Origin of the sequence: Gordonia sp. 852002-50395_SCH5434458 (genome assembly GCF_001665905.1) — a bacterium.
In the GTDB taxonomy this organism is placed as follows: Bacteria; Actinomycetota; Actinomycetes; order Mycobacteriales; family Mycobacteriaceae; genus Gordonia; species Gordonia jacobaea.
This window is the reverse complement of record NZ_LZTC01000035.1, coordinates 221,131-237,278: the sequence shown is the minus strand read 5'-3', so window position 1 is coordinate 237,278 and position 16,148 is coordinate 221,131. Positions and strand designations below refer to the sequence as shown.

The window sequence follows — 16,148 nt, the reverse complement described above, 5'->3', positions numbered from 1 at the left end:
ATTCACGGATGGTGGGGTTCGCTGTTTTCGGGTTCGCTGTTTTTTCGTCCCCGATGAAACCGATCGGGGTTCGCGTGCGTCCAAGTCCTCAAGGCCACAGCCGTGGACTCGACACGCCGAACGGAGCGAACCCATGACCATCCGATCCATCCTCGTCAGCCTGCTGATCCTCGTGTGCGGAGCGCTACTGAGCACCGCCACGCCCGCCGCGGCGTCGACCCGATTCCCGGGCACCGGCGACGTGGTGACCATTTCTGTCAGCTCCGACCGCGAGTGGAACGAGCAGATCGTCTGGTTCGACGCCGACAACAAAATCCGCCACCAATCCGACGTGCGGCTTCCGACGCACGACGACGCGAGCGGCCTCTGGTCGGGATCGCTCACGATTGTCAGCCGGTCCCGCAATCAGAACATCGACGTCTCCTTCGGCTCGACGGGTCGCTTCGCTCGCTGCGAGATCTGGGTCGGCAAGGTCAAGGTCCGCGACCACACCGCCCGCGGCGCCCACGCCCTCGCGACGTGCGACCGCCCGACGCCGCGTCGAAAGAGCTGACACGCCGCGCGGTTGCCGGCCGGGTCGGGGGCGCGGTTCGGGGGCGGGTTCTGGCTCCCGCCCGGGGCAGAAAGTAGGGGAAGGGTTCTTTCCCCGGGGTGTCGACGTTTCCCCGCGAAGCTACCCAAGGAACGGCCTAAAACCCGAGGAAGGATCGTTTCCCCTAGTTTCTGCGCAGGTCAGCGCGCCGTCCAGCCCGCCGGCGGCCGCCCGACCACCCCAGCACCAACCACCCCGTCTTTCCCCGAGTTTCCGACGCCCCCGCACGCCCTTCCCCTACTTCCCGACGCCCAGCGCGCAGCTCTTCCCCTAGTTCCCGACGCCGGTTCACGCGCGCGGCCGCGGACAGCTCCCAAAACACACGGAAAAATGTCGCGGAAAGAACTCTTCCCCCACTCCTCGACGTTTCCCCGCGAAGCTACCCAAGGAAGAGCACACAACCCGAGGAAAGAATCCTTCCCCCACTTTCTGCGCGGGCCGAACGCCGAGCGGCCACCGCCCCACCACGACGCCGCACCCTTCCCCCACTTTCTGCGCGGGCCAAAACCGGTCCGGACGCGCGCGCCCGAGCCGCCCAGCGCACACCCCAAACCCCTGAGCGCGCCTAAAATCTTTAGCCTCGTCGAATCGGACAAAAATCGCGTATTCCGAATCAATCCCGCCGATTCGACGTCGATTTGCTCCGTCACCGCGCACAGACTCTGCGGGAACCATAGTCTTGACGAACCACTGAGCGACGTCATAGGGGGTGATCACGGCATGGCAGAGAAGCTTCACGCCGAGATCCAGTCGGGCGACAAGGGACTGCGGGCCGGGTCGATCGGACTGCTGGGCAACGTGATCATCGGACTGTCGGCAGTGGCGCCCGCCTACAGTCTGGCCGCGACGCTCGGCTACGTGGTCGCGGCGGTGCACAGCAAAGCGCCTGCGATGTTCGTGATCGCGTTCATCCCGATGCTGCTGGTGGCGTTCGCCTACCGGGAGCTCTCGCGCGACACCCCCGACTGCGGAACGACCTTCACCTGGGGCACCAAAGCGTTCGGGCCGTGGATCGGGTGGATCGGTGGATGGGGTCTCGCGGTGTCGGCGATCATCGTGCTCGCCAACGTCGCCGAGATCGCGGCCGTGTACCTGCTCCGCTTTCTGCACCTCGATTCACTCGCCGACAACCTCTGGGCCAAGGTCGCTCTCGGGTGCTTCTTCATCATCGTGATGACGTGGATCAGCATCCGCGGCATCGTCATCAGTGAGCGCATCCAGTCGGTGCTCATGTTCATCCAGTTCGGCATCCTGATCCTGGCGAGCGTCATCGCGCTCGTGAAGGTCGCGACCGACCACGCCGGCCCCCAGGCCGTCACACCTCAGTGGAGTTGGTTGTCGCCGACGGGTCTCGACCAGTCGTCGATCGCCGCGGCGGTGATCCTGTGCATCTTCATCTACTGGGGATGGGACGCGTGCCTGGCAGTGGGTGAGGAAACCAAGGATCCCGAGAAGACACCCGGCCGGGCGGCGGTGATCTGCTGCCTGATCCTCGTTGCCACCTACGTCTTGGTCGCCTACGCCGTCGAATCGTTCGCAGGTTTCGGCACCACCGGCATCGGTCTGAACAACCCCGACAACACCGACGACGTGCTCACCATCCTCGGCGAACCGGTCGCGGGCGCCGTGATGGCGTCGGCGTTGCTGCTCGTCGTCAGCATCTCGGCCCTGTCTTCGACGCAGTCGACCATCCTGCCGACGGCACGCGGCACGCTGTCAATGGCCGTGTACAAGGCGCTCCCCCCAGCGGTTCGCCTACATCCACCCGCGCTACATGACGCCTGCGTTCGGCACGGCCGTGATGGGGGCGTCGGCGCTGATCTTCTACCTCGTGCTGTCGTTCGCGAGTCAGAACACGCTCGCCGACTCGATCGCGTCACTCGGTCTCGCCGTCGCGTTCTACTACGGCATCACCGCGTTCTCGTGTGTCTGGTACTTCCGTCGAACCCTGTTCGACTCCGCCCGAAACTTCTTCATGCGCGGACTCTTCCCACTCTTCGGCGGCATCGCGATGGCCTGGGCATTCATCAAGAGCGCCATCGACATGATCAACCCCGACTACGGTTCGACGTCGATCGGCGGAATCGGTGGCGTGTTCATCCTCGGCGTCGGCATGCTGGTCCTCGGGGTCCCGTTGATGCTCGCCTGCTGCGCCGCCGACAGCGACTTCTTCAAGGGCAAGACCCTCAACGCGAATACCGAAGTGAAGGTCCCCGATGTCTACTGACGACAACTCCGCTGCGAGCCCGAAACGTGTCGCTGTCGGCTATCTCGCCACACAATCGGGGGACGACGGGGTCGCACTCGGCGCGGCCATCGCAACCAAGACGGGCGCGGCGATCGACCTCATCTGCGTGGTCCACCCCGTCCCCTACGACGGCCAACCGGGCATCGATCAGTACATGGAGCGCCTCGAAAACCAAGCGGCGGAATGGCTTGCCGACGGTGCATCACGCATCCCGGAGGGCATCGAGGTGCGCACCGTCGTCACCGTGCACGAGTCGTTCACCGAGGGCCTCATCGAGGTCGCCGAGCAATCCGGAGCGGCGATGATCGTCGTCGGCGGCACGGGCGACGGCATCATCTCGCGTCACGCTCTCGGCACGGTGAGTACCGAGTTGCTGCATTCCTCTCCCCTGCCCGTCGCGCTGGCGCCGCGTGGATACGCGCGTCGCTCCGACGTCGTGATCGACATGATCACCGTCGCCGTGCCGGTCAAGAAGTCGGCCAGCGACCCCCTCCCGTTCGCCATCCGCTTCGCCGAAGCCGCGTCGATCGACGTACGTCTGCTCTCGTTGGTGTCACTGGACCCAACGGTCGACGACACCAGCCTCGCGGTGCGCAAGCAACAGGTCGACGTTGCGCGGAAGCTCCTCGAACACACCCGTGACCAGCTCGACGTCGACCTCGAGGTGGACGTCCTCGTCGCCGATGGCGACACCCTCGACGAAGCGCTCGCCAATCTCCCGTGGGACGCCAACGACATCGTCGCTGTCGGCTCGGGGCACCTGGGCGCCGACAATCGCGTCTTCCTCGGCACGACGGCCGCACGCATTCTGCGCTGGACCACAGCCCCGGTGATCGTCGTACCCAAGGAATCAACCGCAGACACTGAAGCCACGGAACCGACAGCAACCAAGGCGCAGGAGAAGTGACGACGCTGCGACTGCTCGAGATCAGGCACGCCGAGTGCGAATCACTCGGCACGTACGCGGGCGGTCTTCCACACGACGCCGAGGTCACCACGTTGCGAGCCGAGCGCGACACGTTTCCCGACGACCCTGCGTCGTTCGACGCCATCGCAGTGATGGGCGGCGGAATGGGAGCCAACGACGGCCCGACCCATCCGTGGATCGACGACGAGATCGAGTTCCTGCGACGGGCACTGGCCGAGGATGTACCGATCTGGGGAGTCTGCCTCGGATCTCAGTTGCTCGCGAGCGCGGCCGATGCGAAGGTCAGCACGGGACCTGCCCCCGAGATCGGTATCTCGAAGGTCACCTGGACCCCGGACGGCGTCGTCGACCCTGTCTGGAAAGACCTGTCGGACAAGACATTCGACTGCATGCAGTGGCACTACGACACATTCGAACTACCCGAAGGCGCGACGCTGCTCGCGTCGTCGGAGGCGTACCCGAACCAGGCGTTCCGTCTCGGCGCGAGTTACGGCCTGCAGTTCCATCTCGAAGTCGACTCCCCGCTGTTCGCCACCTGGCTCGACGACCCCGACTACCGCACCGAACTCGTCGATGCGCTGGGTCCAAGTGGCCCCGATCAGGTCAGCGCCGACCTCGCCGACGTCGAGTCGACGACCCGCGCGATGGCTGCGGCAGCGATGTCGCGGTGGTTCGACGTCGTCGTCGCGCGACAAACACGCTAGGCCCGCTCACACATCGGACACCTGCGCCACGCGGGCAACGTGGAGTTCCACGGCGTCAGCGAGCAGGCTGTCACTGGTGGCGGCGCCGATGTGCCCACGTTGTTCGAGCGCGAGAACCCCGTTGATGGCCGCCCATGCGAGCAGTACCGACGAACGAGCGGAGGGGTCGTCGGAGTCGATCGCATCAATCACGTCGTCGGCTACGCCCGTGAGTGCCCGCGCGATCTCCGACCGCGCCTGGTCGACGACATCCCCGTGCACCTCGGACACGTCGGCGAGACCCAGCATCCGGAAGGCGAGCGGCTCGTCCCGATGGAAGCGCACATACTCCTCGAACGCCGCGCGAGCCGTCGGCGCCCCACCACCGGTTCCCTCGACGCTGCGCCGCATCCGTTCGGCGTGGTCGCGCGCCAGTCGACACGCGACCACCGCGTAGACCTCTGCCTTGCCGTCGGGGAAATTCCCATACAGCGATGTCAGCGCGACGTCGGCGTTCGCAGCGATCGCATCGACCGACGTGCCACGAAATCCGTTGCGTGAGAACAACTCGGCGGCGGCGTCGAGCACAGCGGCCCGCGTCCGCCGTCGTCGTCGATCGCGGGGCTCGTCAAGCAGTGAGGACATGTGCTAATTGTAGTCTGACTACGTTTTCATAGTCCAACTACAGAAGGATCGACATGTCTCCCACGGTCTCCACCTCCGACCTGCCAACACCCACCGACGGCTCCGAGGTGATATCACTACTCATCCCCCGCTCGCCCTTCGTGGCAGAACTCGGGCTACGACTGACCGACATCACCGACGGCCACGCCGAACTGGTCATGCCCTACCGGCCGGAGCTGACGACCATCGGCGAGATGGTCCACGGCGGCGCGATCAGCGCATGTGCGGACATCGGAATCATGGCGGCCGCCTGGGCAGGCCGACCCATTTCCGATCGGCTTCGTGGAGTCACCACCGCGATGTCGGTGAACTTCATCAGCCCACTGATCGCCGACGATCTGCGCATCGTCGCCGACCGCCTCCACAACGGAAATCGGCTGTGCCACTGCACTGTTGATCTGATCTCCGCAACTGCGGGCACACTTGTCGCCCGCGCGACGGGCACCTATCAGATCGGCTGACCAACAACTGCGGACACACTGCGCGCCAATAATTGTTGACACTGCTTACATCGACGCTTAGCGTCGAACCATGCAGACGATCCTTGGCGCCAACGGGCAGATCGGGACAGAGCTCGCTCGCGAGCTCCACCGCAACCACACCCGCGACATCCGCCTCGTCAGCAGACACCCCCGGCGGGTGAACGAGACCGACGAACTTGTCGCCGCCGACCTCATGGATGCCGCCCACACCGACGCCGCTGTCGCGGGAAGCGACATCGCATACCTGACCGTCGGACTGCCCGCCGATTCTCAGATGTGGGCGCAGCGTTTTCCGGTGATGATGCGCAACGCGATCGATGCCTGCGCTCACCACGGCACGAAGCTCGTGTTCTTCGACAACACCTATATGTATCCGATGACGAGTGAGCCACAGACCGAGTACACCCCATTCCGCCCCGCAGGCAGCAAGGGCCGCACGCGCGCGCAGACCGCAACCATGTTGCTCGACGCGATGAACGCGGGAACCGTCGACGCCGTGATCTGTCGTGCCCCCGAGTTCTACGGTCCGGACCAGACCCAAAGCTTCACCAACGCATTGGTTTTCGATCGAATCGCGCAGCACAAGCGGACGTTCGTCCCGATCCGCGACGACACCCTGCGGTCCCTGATCTGGACTCCCGACGCCAGCCGGGCGATGGCGCTGATCGGCAACACCGAGTCGGCCTACGGGCAGACCTGGCATCTCCCGATCGACAGCAACCGACGCACCTACGCACCTACGCACAGCTGATGGAGCTGACCTCACAGGCGAGCGGCCACCGGAACAAGTACACGGTGCTCGGCACACCCGTCTTCGCGCTCGGCAGACTCTTCAGCAAGAACGTCCGCGAACTGTGGGAGTTGTTGCCGCGCTACGGCGTCGACACCGTCTTCGTCTCCGACAAGTTCACCCGAGCCTTCCCCGACTTCGCCGTGACCACGTACGACGCAGGCGTCGCCCAACTCGTCACTTACTAGACAACGCGCGCGGCCACATCAGCTGTCGAAGCCCAGCCCGACCTTGTCCATCACGGTCAACCACAGGCCGCGCTTGCCCTGACGCCGCTCGCTGCGAGCCAGTTCGCGGCGGGTCATGTTGATGCCGAACGCGCGCAAGGGTTCCGGCGGAAACGGAATCGGCTTGGAGCGCACCATGTTCAAACGCGTGCGCTCGGTGTCGGCACCGTCGACGAGGTCGAGTGCCGTTGCGGCAGCGAAGTGCGACGCACCGACGCCGAGACCGGTGAACCCCACCGCGGTGACGACGCGTCCACCGTACGAGCGGTCCCAGAACGCACAGAACCGCGAGCACGTATCGATGGCCCCACCCCACGCGTGACTTGCGCGGATACCCTCGAGTTGCGGAAACATCTGCAGCAGATGCTCGCCGAGCAATGCGAACTCGCGCGGTTCCTGCTGGTGACGCGGAGAATCGTCGGATCTGTAGTGGTACAACGCATCCCAGCCGCCGAACAGAATTCGGTTGTCGGCGGTCAGACGGAAGTAGTGGAACCGCGGCCCCGCGTCGGCAAGTCCCTCCCTGCCCTTCCAGCCGATCGACGCGAGCTGCGCCTCCGACAGCGGTTCGGTCATGATCGCGTAGTCCCACACCGGCACCGTGTACAGCCGTAGACGACGAACCAGCGACGGGCTCGCCGACGTCGCGAGTACGGCTCGATCGGCGACGATCTCGCCGAGGCCGGTACCCAGTCGCAACCTGTCACCCTCGCTGCTGATTCCGGTCACTTCCGACTGCTCGAAGATCTGCACGCCGAGACGTTCCGCGGCGTCGGCAAGACCCCACGCCAGTCGCGCGGGGTCGAGCATGATGACGGCGGGATCGAACACCGCTCCCGCCACCATCGGCGAGTCGACACGTTCGCGCGCCTGCGCCTCCGTCAGCAGCGGCAGGTCTTCGCCGAGTTCTCTTGCCGACGCCGCGTACTCGGCCAATTCGTCTGCCTGCCAATCGAAATTGGCAAAGTCGAGTTCGCCGGTGCGCTCGGCGTCGGCAGCGATGCCGTGGCGGCGGATGGCCTCATCGATGGCGTCGAGCGTCTCGTGACCGAGGCGCAGCAGTGTCGGCAATTCGTCGGCAAAGCGTTCCATGCCATTACCGAGGCCATGGGTGAGGCTCGCCGAGCAGAAGCCGCCGTTGCGTCCGCTGGCGTGCTCGGCGATCCGATCACGCTCGACCAGCACGATCCGACGTCCCGGATTGCGTTCTGCGGCTTGCACCGCGGTCCACAGTCCGGTGAAACCCCCACCGACGATGACGAGATCGGCGGTCACCTCACCGAGCACGCGCGGACGCGGCGCAGGCCGATCCGCGCGATCGAGCCAATACGACGACGCGTGCGCGGTGGAGACCAGTGCTGCCCCGCGTGCTGTGGGCTCTGTGGCCCATGCCTCGCTCATCAGCAAACCTCTCCCGGATTCGTGAACACCGTTCGATGCCAAGGCTTTCGGGCAACACCGGTGATATCACTCATCACGTGTTTGACGGTCAGGTACTCGTCGAGCGAGTAGGTCGACATGTCCTTGCCAAAGCCCGACGCGCCGACACCGCCGTGCGGCATCTCGCTGATGATCGGGATGTGGTCGTTGATCCACACGCAGCCCGCCTTGATCTCACGGCTCGCCCGCTGCGCGCGGTAGACGTCGCGCGTCCACGCCGATGCGGCGAGTCCGTAGACCGTGTCGTTCGCGCGGCGCAGCGCGTCGTCGTCGTCGGCGAAGGACGAGACGGTCAGCACCGGGCCGAAGACCTCGTCGCGGTAGATCTCGGAGTCCTCCGCGACGTCGGCGATCAACGTGGGCGGGTAGAAGCTGCCGGGGCCGTCGGGCAGCACCCCGCCGGTCACCACACGCGCGCCGGCGGCGCGGGCACGTTCTACCATTGCCGAGACCTTGTCGCGGTGTGCGTGGGAGATGAGTGAGCCCATGTCGGTGTCGGGGTCGCGCGGATCGCCGACCCGCACCGACGACATGACATCGGCGACGCCGGCCACGAATTCGTCGTAGAGCGACGGCGCGACGATCGCCCGCGTGGCGGCCGTGCAGTCCTGTCCGGCGTTGATGAGCGCTCCCGCGACGGCACCCTGGATCGCCGCGTCGAGGTCGGCATCGTCGAAGACGACGAACGGCGCCTTGCCACCGAGTTCGAGTTGTACGCGCGTGCCATTCGCCGCGGCCTGCGACATCACCATGCGCCCGACCGCCGTCGAACCGGTGAAGGTCACGATGTCGACGTCGGGGTGTCCGGCGATGGCGGCGCCGACATCCGCGCCAGTGCCGACCAGGACGTTGAAGACGCCATCGGGCAGACCCGCTTCCGTCGCCAGGCGAGCGAGTGTCAGCGTCGTCAACGGAGTGATCTCCGCGGGTTTGAGTACTACGGAGCACCCGGCGGCCAACGCGGGCAACACTTTCCACACGGCCATCTGCAGGGGGTAGTTCCACGGAGTGATCGATCCGACGACCCCGACGGGTTCGCGTCGAATCGACGACGTGTGGTCGCCGGAGTACTCCGCACTCGCCTTGCCGTCGAGATTGCGTGCAACGCCCGCGAAGAAGTCGACGTTGTCGATACTGCCCGGCACGTCGAATTCCGTTGCTAGGCGGATCGCCTTGCCGGTGTGTGAGACCTCTTCGCTCGCCAACAGATCGGCGTTGGCGTCGAGCAGACGCGCGAAGGTGTGCAGTACCGCCGACCTCTCCGCCGGCGTGGCTCCACCCCAATCGTGTTGTGCGCGCGCGGCATGTGCGACCGCAGAGGTAACGTCGGAGGCGGAGGCGAGCACCAGGTGCGCTACCGGAGTATCAGTGGCGGGATCGATCACTGTGTGATCGAGTCCCGATCCGCTGCAGGGAGCACCGTCGACCCAACCACTGGGAACTGTCGTGATGGTTGACACGACAGATCACGATACCGCCAAAACAACGGATTCACGACTCGAAGCATCACTTTTCAACTGAAACCGTGGTTTCGGTTGCCAATATCTGCAGAATCCGCCACCATCGACATGTGGGCGAACCAATGTCGACACACCTCGACGCCATCGCGAAGAAGATCATCGAAGAACTCCAGGCCGACGGCCGGAGTTCCTACGCGGCGATCGGCAAGTCCGTTGGCCTGTCGGAAGCTGCTGTGCGCAACCGCGTTCAGAAGCTCAGCGAGAGCGGCCTGCTGCAGATCGTCGCGGTAACCGATCCGCTCAAGCTCGGCTTCTCCCGCCAGGCGATGGTCGGCATCCGCTGCACCGGCGATACGGAGCGATTGGCCCGGCAACTCGCCGAGCATCCCGAGATCGACTACGTGGTGCTGACCGCCGGTACCTACGACATCATGATCGAGGTTGTCTGCGAGGACGACGATCACCTCCTCGACATCATCAATCGTAGGGTTCGAACACACCCAGAGGTGAACTCGACCGAGACCCTCGTTTATCTGAAACTAGTGAAACAGCAATACAATTGGGGTACACGATGACCGCATCCGTAACCGAATCCCTCGGGCAGCGAAGCGCTGCGCACCTGTGGGGACACTTCTCCCGTCACGGCGACGAGATCACGCCACCGGTGATCACACGAGGTGAGGGCGCACGCATCTTCGACGATCGCGGTCGCAGCTACCTCGACGGACTCGCGGGACTCTTCGTCGTCCAGGTCGGGCACGGACGTGACGAGCTCGCCCAAGCGGCGGCAAAGCAGGCCAAAGAACTGGCGTTCTTTCCGCTGTGGTCCTACGCCACTCCTCCCGCCATCGAGCTCGCCGAGCGACTCGCGGCCAACGCGCCGGGCGACCTCAACCGCGTCTTCTTCACCAGCGGTGGCGGCGAGGCCGTCGAAAGCGCGTGGAAACTCGCCAAGCAGTACTTCAAGCTGACCGGAAAACCGATGAAGCACAAGGTGATCTCGCGTTCGATCGCCTACCACGGCACCCCGCAGGGCGCGCTGGCCATCACCGGCATCCCCGACCTCAAGAAGATGTTCGAACCGCTGACTCCCGGAGGGTTCCGCGCACCGAACACCAACATCTACCGCGCTCCCGACGAGGAACTTGCTGCCGACCCCAAGAAGTTCGGCCGCTGGGCAGCCGACCGCATTGCCGAGGCCATCGAGTTCGAGGGCCCCGACACCGTCGCAGCTGTGTTCCTCGAACCGGTCCAGAACGCGGGCGGATGTTTCCCGCCACCGCCCGGCTACTTCGAACGTGTCCGCGAGATCTGCGACGAGTACGACGTCCTGCTGGTCTCCGATGAGGTGATCTGCGCGTTCGGCCGCATCGGGTCGATGTTCGCCTGCGAGGACTTCGGCTATCAGCCCGACATCATCACCTGTGCCAAGGGCATGACATCGGGCTATTCGCCGATCGGCGCGATGATCGCCAGCGAGCGACTCTTCGAGCCGTTCAACGACAATACGACGACCTTCGCGCACGGCTACACGTTCGGCGGTCACCCCGTGTCGGCGGCGGTCGCGCTGGCCAACCTCGACATCTTCGAACGCGAGGGACTCAACGACCACGTGAAGACCACCGCGCCCGCGTTCCGATCGACGCTCGAGAAGCTCCACGACCTACCGATCGTCGGCGACGTGCGTGGCGAAGGATTCTTCTACGGCATCGAGCTGGTCAAGGACAAGGCCACCAAGGAGACGTTCACCGAGGCAGAGTCCGAGCGCATCCTGCGTGGATTCCTCTCAACCGCGCTGTTCGACGCCGGTCTCTATTGTCGCGCCGACGACCGCGGCGACCCGGTCATCCAGCTCGCGCCGCCGCTCATCTGCGGCCAGGCAGAGTTCGACGAAATCGAGCAGATCCTGCGTGGCGTTCTCACCGAGGCGTACACACTCCTCTGAGGTTCTCCAGGACTGAGCAACGACGGGCGCGTCGGCGGACAAGCAGTTCCGCCGGCGCGCTACCGCTATGACGTGAGGCGCTGTAGCCTCCTGTGCGATATGCGTCCTACTCGCGCCACCGCGCCCTTCGCCACAGACTTCGTCGTCCGCCGCGTGGTCGCACTGATCGTCGCTGTGGTGAGGATTGCAGCTGCGGTCGGGATCGTCGCTGTGGGCGCGATCGGTCCGGGCCTGGTCGCATCGCCCGCGTGGGCGGCCCCGACGCAGGCACAGTCGCAGGACACCTCGCCTGACACCGACCACTGCCCGCATCGGGTCTCGCCGCCTCCCGCTGTCGACGAGTCGGAAGTCGTGGCTCCCGGCTCGACGACACCAACCCCACTGCCGGTGCATTCCCCACCGGTCGGCGGCGAAGCGTTGGGCGGGTGCGGCGTCGTCGCAGACTCGTCGGCGGGTCGTGTGCCGGAGCGGCTGACGTCGGCGGCCTGGCTGGTCGCCGATCTCGACAGCGGCGCCGTGATCGCGGCCAAAGACCCGCACGGTCGGTACCGCCCAGCGTCGACCATCAAGATCCTGCTCGCGCTCACCGCATTGCGCTCGGGGATCTCGCTCGACAAACCGGTCACCGCGACGGCAGACGATTGGAGCGCCGAGGGCGACTCGTGCGGGATGGGTCCGGGCGGCAAATACACCATGCGCGACATGATGATCGGGCTCCTCATGGTGTCCGGAAACGACTGCGCCCACGTCATCGCGCGAGACCTCGGCGGCATCGACGCCACGCTGACCAAGATGAACCAGCTCGCGCACTCGCTGCAGGCGTATGACACCAGGGCGTCGACCCCGTCTGGTCTCGACTCCGCCGGAATGTCGACATCCCCATATGACCTCGCGGTGATCTTCCGTGCCGCCATGCAGAACTCGACGTTCCGCGACATCATCGCCATGCCGAACCACCCGTTTCCCGGGTACCCGAAACGACCCGACGTCCCCGGCGACGTCGACCACCCCGGCTACCTGATGCAGACGTCGAATCATCTTCTGCTGGAAGGCGATCCGGGCGTCCTCGGCGGCAAGACCGGCTATACCGACGACGCGCAGAAAACGTTCGTCGGGGCCGTCAAGAAGGACGGTCGTACCGTTCTGGTGGTTCAGATGTACGGCTTGTCGACTGCCGACGACAACTACTGGGATCAGGCACGCTCGCTCGTCGCCTACGGTGCGCACGCTCCACGCGAGGCGAAGGTGGGCGAACTCGCATCGACCTCAGGCGAACGCGCGAATACCTCCGACGACGCGCGCGTCGCGGTTCCGACGACCGAAGCCGAAGCGTCGACTCCCCAGGGCGCGGCTCTTCAAGAGTCGACATCTGGATGGTCGGTGCGCATCCTCGTCGGACTCGTGGGGCTGCTGGCGGCGCTGCTCCTGCTCCTGCTTGCGCTTCGCTTGATCCGACGCCGCTGATCGGGTCAGCGTCGCCTGGACCGCGTCACGAGAGCCACCGCGGCGCCGATCGCGGCCGCCACGGCCAACGGGCCGGCCTTCGGCACAGGATCCACCTCGTAGACCGGACGCACGACGACGGTCGGCGGCTCGGGCTGTTCGGTGGGATCGACCACCTGGTAGGGCTCATTGGCACTGTCCGTGGCACACCACGCCGTGGCGTACAGAACGATTCGCGAGGCCAGGTAGCCGAAGACCATGATGCCCAGCAGTGGTCCGAACGCCGCACCCGCCGGGCTGCCGAGCACCGATTTCAGGTAGATGCCTGCGACAGACTTGAGGATCTCGAAGATGATCGCGGTGAGCAGGGCCGCCTTGAGCACGTTACGAAACGGCAACGGATGCAAGGGAAGTCGGGCAAATATGAATACGAAGAGCAGCCAGGTCGCGACAAGGGATACGACGATGGCCACAGCCCGCACCACGACGGTCGAGCCACTGAAGCCGTCGACGTGCGCCCACTCGAGGATCTTGTTGATCAACCCGCTGTTGCCCAGGGCGGTGAGGCCGAGCGTGAACAGGAAGGCGAGACCCAGCAACACGAAAATCACGAGGTCGCTGATCTTCGACATGACCGCATTGCGGTTGACCCTGCCCCCGAACATCTCGGTCATTCCCAGGCGCACGCCGGAGATCCACCCGATACCGGTCAAGGCCGCGCCGACCAGACCGATGATGCCGACTGTCGCGCGTGATTCGATGGCCGAGTCGATCGCGCTCTCGAGCGTCGTGCCGAGCTCGCCGGGCATGGCCTTGACGATCTGGTCCTTGATGCTGTCGAGCCACTCTGGGTGGGCTGCGAGGACAAAACCGCCGATCGAGAAGGCGACCATGATGATCGGCACGATCGAGAGGATTCCGGTGAAGGTGATACTCGCGGCGTAGAGGTTGCCGCGACGATCGTTGTATCGCTGCACCGTGCGCAAGATGTGGTCGAGCCAGCCCCACCGCTCTCGGGCCGACTCGAACTCGTCCTTTCCGCGCGCGACAAGCGCTTTGCCCGAATCGATCACCGAAGCCATAGACCCTCGTTTCCCCTTCGGTCGGTGCTGTCCCTACTCACCGTGTCTACCGGAAACGAGTGCCGCGGGTCAGGATTTGGTACCTGACACGCTCGGCGCCAGGAACCCCACCTTGTCGTAGACATCGCGCAGCGTCGCAGACGCCACCGAGCGCGCTCGCGCTGCACCGTCGGCGAGGATGCCGTCGAGGTAGGCGGGATCGGCGAGATACTCGTCGACGCGTCCGCGCAGCGGGGTCACGAAGTCGCTGAGGACCTCGGCTGTCTCGACCTTCAGGTCGCCATATCCCTTGCCCTCGTACTTGGCGACGAGATCGGCGACCTCCACCCCGGACAACGCCGCCTGGATGGTGAGCAGATTCGAGACTCCCGGCTTGTTCTCGGGATCGAACGCCACCTCGCTGCCCGTATCGGTAACCGCCGACCGGATCTTCTTGGCCGACCGTTTCGGGTCGTCGAGAAGATTGATCAATCCCTTGTCGGTCTCGGCCGACTTGCTCATCTTGGCCGTCGGGTTCTGCAGGTCGTAGATCTTGGCGAACTCCTTGACGATGTACGGCTGCGGCACAGTGAACGCCTTGCCGAAGCGCTTGTTGAATCGCTGCGCGAGATCCCGGGTCAGCTCGAGGTGCTGCCGTTGGTCTTCGCCGACGGGTACCTGGTCAACCTGGAACGCGAGGATGTCGGCGGCCATCAGGATCGGATAGGTGAAAAGTCCGACGCTCGACGACTCGACACCCTGCTTGGCGGCCTTGTCCTTGAACTGCGTCATCCGGCTTGCCTCGCCGAATCCGGTGATGCAGTTGAGAACCCAGGTGAGCTGCGCGATCTCGGGGACATGCGACTGGACATACACCGTCGAGCGAGCGGGATCGACGCCGACGGCGAGCAACTGTGCCACCGACATGCGTGTGCGGTCGGCGAGCACCGACGGGTCGAACTGCACGGTCAGCGCGTGCATGTCCGGGATGAAGTAGAAGGCGTCGAACTCGTCCTGCAGCTCGACCCACTGACGCACCGCACCCAGATAGTTTCCGAGGTGGAAGGAATCGCTGGTCGGTTGGATACCCGACAACACCCGCCGCCGCGTACCCGACGCAGGTGATTTCTCGACGTCGCTCATGGCTTCCAGTCTCTCAGACGGCAGCACCTCATTATTCGGAGGTGCTATGCGGGCGTGCTGCTCAACGGTGCTCCGGCGGGTCACTCGAACACGACGGTAACCGGCGCGTGATCAGACCACCGGCGGTCGTAGGTGTCGGCCCGGTCGACGAACGCTTTGACGGTGCGCGCCGCCATTGCCTTGTTGGCGAGGTGATAGTCGATCCGCCAGCCCGAGTCGTTGTCGAACGCCTTTCCGCGCCACGACCACCACGAGTACGGCCCGTCTGCGTCGGGGTGGAGCTCGCGCATCACGTCAGACCAACCGGACTCCAGCAATCCACCGACCCACTCCCGCTCGTGCGGAAGGAAGCCCGGGCTGCGCAGGTTGCCTTTCCAGTTCTTGATGTCGTGCTCAGAGTGCGCGATGTTCCAATCACCGCCGACCACCACCGGACGTCGCTTCCGTGCCAACGAGGCGAGGTGCGCACCGAAGGCGTCGAGAAATCGCTTCTTCTCGGCGAACTTCTCCGCGTCCTTCTCCGACGAGCCGGCCGTCGGGGCTGCGGCACCCTTGGGCAGATAGAGGCTCGCGACGGTGACGGCTCCACCTTCGATGTCGAGGTCTGCTTCGAGATACCTTCCCGTGGAATCGAATTCGTCGCTGGAGAATCCGACGCGCACTGCCGTCGGCTCGACTTTGCTGAGCACTCCGACGCCCGCGTGTCCCTTGACGACCGACTCCGTCATCGACAGGTGCCATCCGTCGTCGAGCAGGGGTTCGAGGACTTCCCTGGCTTGTTCTTCGTTGGCGCGGATCTCCTGCAGGAGGACGATGTCGGTTCCGGCGGAGCGCAGCCACGGAACGAATCCAGCATTGTTCTCCGAGCGCACCTTGGTGGCCGCTCGGACGCCGTTCACATTCACGGTGGTGATCGCAGTTGGCACGGTTCGCCACATTACGGCGAGCCACCGACAACGACGCCGCGTACCCCGCCGCAGGCCAATCCGGACCGAGTCCAAAAGGTAAGGCGAACCTTGCGA

At 65.0% G+C, this 16,148-nt stretch carries 15 protein-coding genes and 1 pseudogene; 10 read left to right on the top strand and 6 right to left on the bottom strand.

The window, feature by feature from the left end; translation table 11 throughout:
• The first annotated feature begins 133 nt into the window (after positions 1-133).
• From A5785_RS07520 to A5785_RS07505, 4 genes and pseudogenes are all read left to right on the top strand, one after another.
• Complete coding sequence (locus A5785_RS07520; protein ID WP_005207863.1) at positions 134-553, top strand: hypothetical protein; 420 nt, start codon at positions 134-136, stop codon at positions 551-553.
• Between the two features lie 759 nt (positions 554-1,312).
• Positions 1,313-2,819, top strand: a pseudogene (locus A5785_RS07515) (APC family permease).
• On the top strand, positions 2,809-3,747 hold the full coding sequence (locus tag A5785_RS07510; RefSeq protein ID WP_005207867.1) for a universal stress protein: 939 nt from the start codon (positions 2,809-2,811) through the stop codon (positions 3,745-3,747). Before A5785_RS07515 ends, A5785_RS07510 begins: the two are co-directional and overlap by 11 nt.
• Positions 3,744-4,472: a type 1 glutamine amidotransferase gene (locus A5785_RS07505; protein WP_005207870.1), complete on the top strand. Its 729-nt coding sequence runs from the start codon at positions 3,744-3,746 to the stop codon at positions 4,470-4,472. Before A5785_RS07510 ends, A5785_RS07505 begins: the two co-directional genes overlap by 4 nt.
• Before the next feature lie 6 nt (positions 4,473-4,478).
• Here A5785_RS07505 and A5785_RS07500 read toward each other — a convergent pair whose 3' ends face one another.
• Positions 4,479-5,096, bottom strand: coding sequence for a TetR/AcrR family transcriptional regulator (locus tag A5785_RS07500; RefSeq protein WP_039856574.1), 618 nt, complete (start codon positions 5,094-5,096; stop codon positions 4,479-4,481).
• Positions 5,097-5,149: 53 nt separating this feature from the next.
• Between A5785_RS07500 and A5785_RS07495 the strand changes: the two genes are divergently transcribed.
• From A5785_RS07495 to A5785_RS23655, 3 genes are all read left to right on the top strand, one after another.
• Complete coding sequence (locus A5785_RS07495; RefSeq protein WP_005207873.1) at positions 5,150-5,596, top strand: PaaI family thioesterase; 447 nt, start codon at positions 5,150-5,152, stop codon at positions 5,594-5,596.
• 70 nt (positions 5,597-5,666) lie between these two features.
• Positions 5,667-6,368, top strand: coding sequence for an NAD-dependent epimerase/dehydratase family protein (locus A5785_RS07490; protein ID WP_005207874.1), 702 nt, complete (start codon positions 5,667-5,669; stop codon positions 6,366-6,368).
• A complete protein-coding gene (locus tag A5785_RS23655; protein WP_005207875.1) occupies positions 6,368-6,595 on the top strand; it encodes a hypothetical protein in 228 nt (75 codons plus the stop codon). The genes A5785_RS07490 and A5785_RS23655 overlap by 1 nt, the downstream gene beginning before the upstream one ends.
• A gap of 18 nt (positions 6,596-6,613) precedes the next feature.
• Here the strand turns inward: A5785_RS23655 and A5785_RS07485 are convergent, their stop codons facing one another.
• Positions 6,614-8,035: an NAD(P)/FAD-dependent oxidoreductase gene (locus A5785_RS07485; protein WP_005207876.1), complete on the bottom strand. Its 1,422-nt coding sequence runs from the start codon at positions 8,033-8,035 to the stop codon at positions 6,614-6,616.
• Entirely contained in the window at positions 8,035-9,534 is a 1,500-nt protein-coding gene (locus A5785_RS07480; RefSeq protein ID WP_039856576.1) for a gamma-aminobutyraldehyde dehydrogenase, read from the bottom strand. The genes A5785_RS07485 and A5785_RS07480 overlap by 1 nt, the downstream gene beginning before the upstream one ends.
• Before the next feature lie 122 nt (positions 9,535-9,656).
• On the opposite strand from A5785_RS07480, the gene A5785_RS07475 reads away from it, so the two are divergent.
• The 3 genes from A5785_RS07475 (at position 9,657) to A5785_RS07465 (ending at position 12,943) form a co-directional block, all read left to right on the top strand.
• Positions 9,657-10,109 (top strand): Lrp/AsnC family transcriptional regulator, encoded by a 453-nt coding sequence (locus A5785_RS07475; RefSeq protein ID WP_005174049.1) that lies wholly within the window; start codon positions 9,657-9,659, stop codon positions 10,107-10,109.
• A complete protein-coding gene (locus tag A5785_RS07470) occupies positions 10,106-11,479 on the top strand; it encodes an aspartate aminotransferase family protein (protein WP_005207878.1) in 1,374 nt (457 codons plus the stop codon). The genes A5785_RS07475 and A5785_RS07470 overlap by 4 nt, the downstream gene beginning before the upstream one ends.
• A 99-nt stretch (positions 11,480-11,578) precedes the next feature.
• Entirely contained in the window at positions 11,579-12,943 is a 1,365-nt protein-coding gene (locus A5785_RS07465; RefSeq protein ID WP_005207879.1) for a D-alanyl-D-alanine carboxypeptidase family protein, read from the top strand.
• Between the two features lie 5 nt (positions 12,944-12,948).
• Here the strand turns inward: A5785_RS07465 and A5785_RS07460 are convergent, their stop codons facing one another.
• From A5785_RS07460 to A5785_RS07450, 3 genes are all read right to left on the bottom strand, one after another.
• Positions 12,949-14,004: a YhjD/YihY/BrkB family envelope integrity protein gene (locus A5785_RS07460; protein ID WP_005207880.1), complete on the bottom strand. Its 1,056-nt coding sequence runs from the start codon at positions 14,002-14,004 to the stop codon at positions 12,949-12,951.
• A 69-nt stretch (positions 14,005-14,073) separates the two neighbouring features.
• The gene (trpS, locus tag A5785_RS07455; RefSeq protein ID WP_039856578.1) at positions 14,074-15,126 is read right to left on the bottom strand and encodes a tryptophan--tRNA ligase; all 1,053 of its coding nucleotides are present in this window, start codon (positions 15,124-15,126) and stop codon (positions 14,074-14,076) included.
• An 80-nt stretch (positions 15,127-15,206) separates the two neighbouring features.
• Entirely contained in the window at positions 15,207-16,052 is an 846-nt protein-coding gene (locus tag A5785_RS07450) for an exodeoxyribonuclease III (RefSeq protein WP_039856608.1), read from the bottom strand.
• Positions 16,053-16,148: the final 96 nt, after the last annotated feature.

Coding starts and splice junctions, on each gene's coding strand:
- A5785_RS23655 (WP_005207875.1), top strand. CDS start 6,368: ATGGAGCTGACCTCACAGGCGAGCGGCCACCGGAACAAGTACACGGTG.
- A5785_RS07475 (WP_005174049.1), top strand. CDS start 9,657: ATGTCGACACACCTCGACGCCATCGCGAAGAAGATCATCGAAGAACTC.
- trpS (WP_039856578.1), bottom strand. CDS start 15,126: ATGAGCGACGTCGAGAAATCACCTGCGTCGGGTACGCGGCGGCGGGTG.
- A5785_RS07500 (WP_039856574.1), bottom strand. CDS start 5,096: ATGTCCTCACTGCTTGACGAGCCCCGCGATCGACGACGACGGCGGACG.
- A5785_RS07460 (WP_005207880.1), bottom strand. CDS start 14,004: ATGGCTTCGGTGATCGATTCGGGCAAAGCGCTTGTCGCGCGCGGAAAG.
- A5785_RS07465 (WP_005207879.1), top strand. CDS start 11,579: ATGCGTCCTACTCGCGCCACCGCGCCCTTCGCCACAGACTTCGTCGTC.
- A5785_RS07485 (WP_005207876.1), bottom strand. CDS start 8,035: ATGAGCGAGGCATGGGCCACAGAGCCCACAGCACGCGGGGCAGCACTG.
- A5785_RS07470 (WP_005207878.1), top strand. CDS start 10,106: ATGACCGCATCCGTAACCGAATCCCTCGGGCAGCGAAGCGCTGCGCAC.
- A5785_RS07510 (WP_005207867.1), top strand. CDS start 2,809: ATGTCTACTGACGACAACTCCGCTGCGAGCCCGAAACGTGTCGCTGTC.
- A5785_RS07520 (WP_005207863.1), top strand. CDS start 134: ATGACCATCCGATCCATCCTCGTCAGCCTGCTGATCCTCGTGTGCGGA.
- A5785_RS07495 (WP_005207873.1), top strand. CDS start 5,150: ATGTCTCCCACGGTCTCCACCTCCGACCTGCCAACACCCACCGACGGC.
- A5785_RS07490 (WP_005207874.1), top strand. CDS start 5,667: ATGCAGACGATCCTTGGCGCCAACGGGCAGATCGGGACAGAGCTCGCT.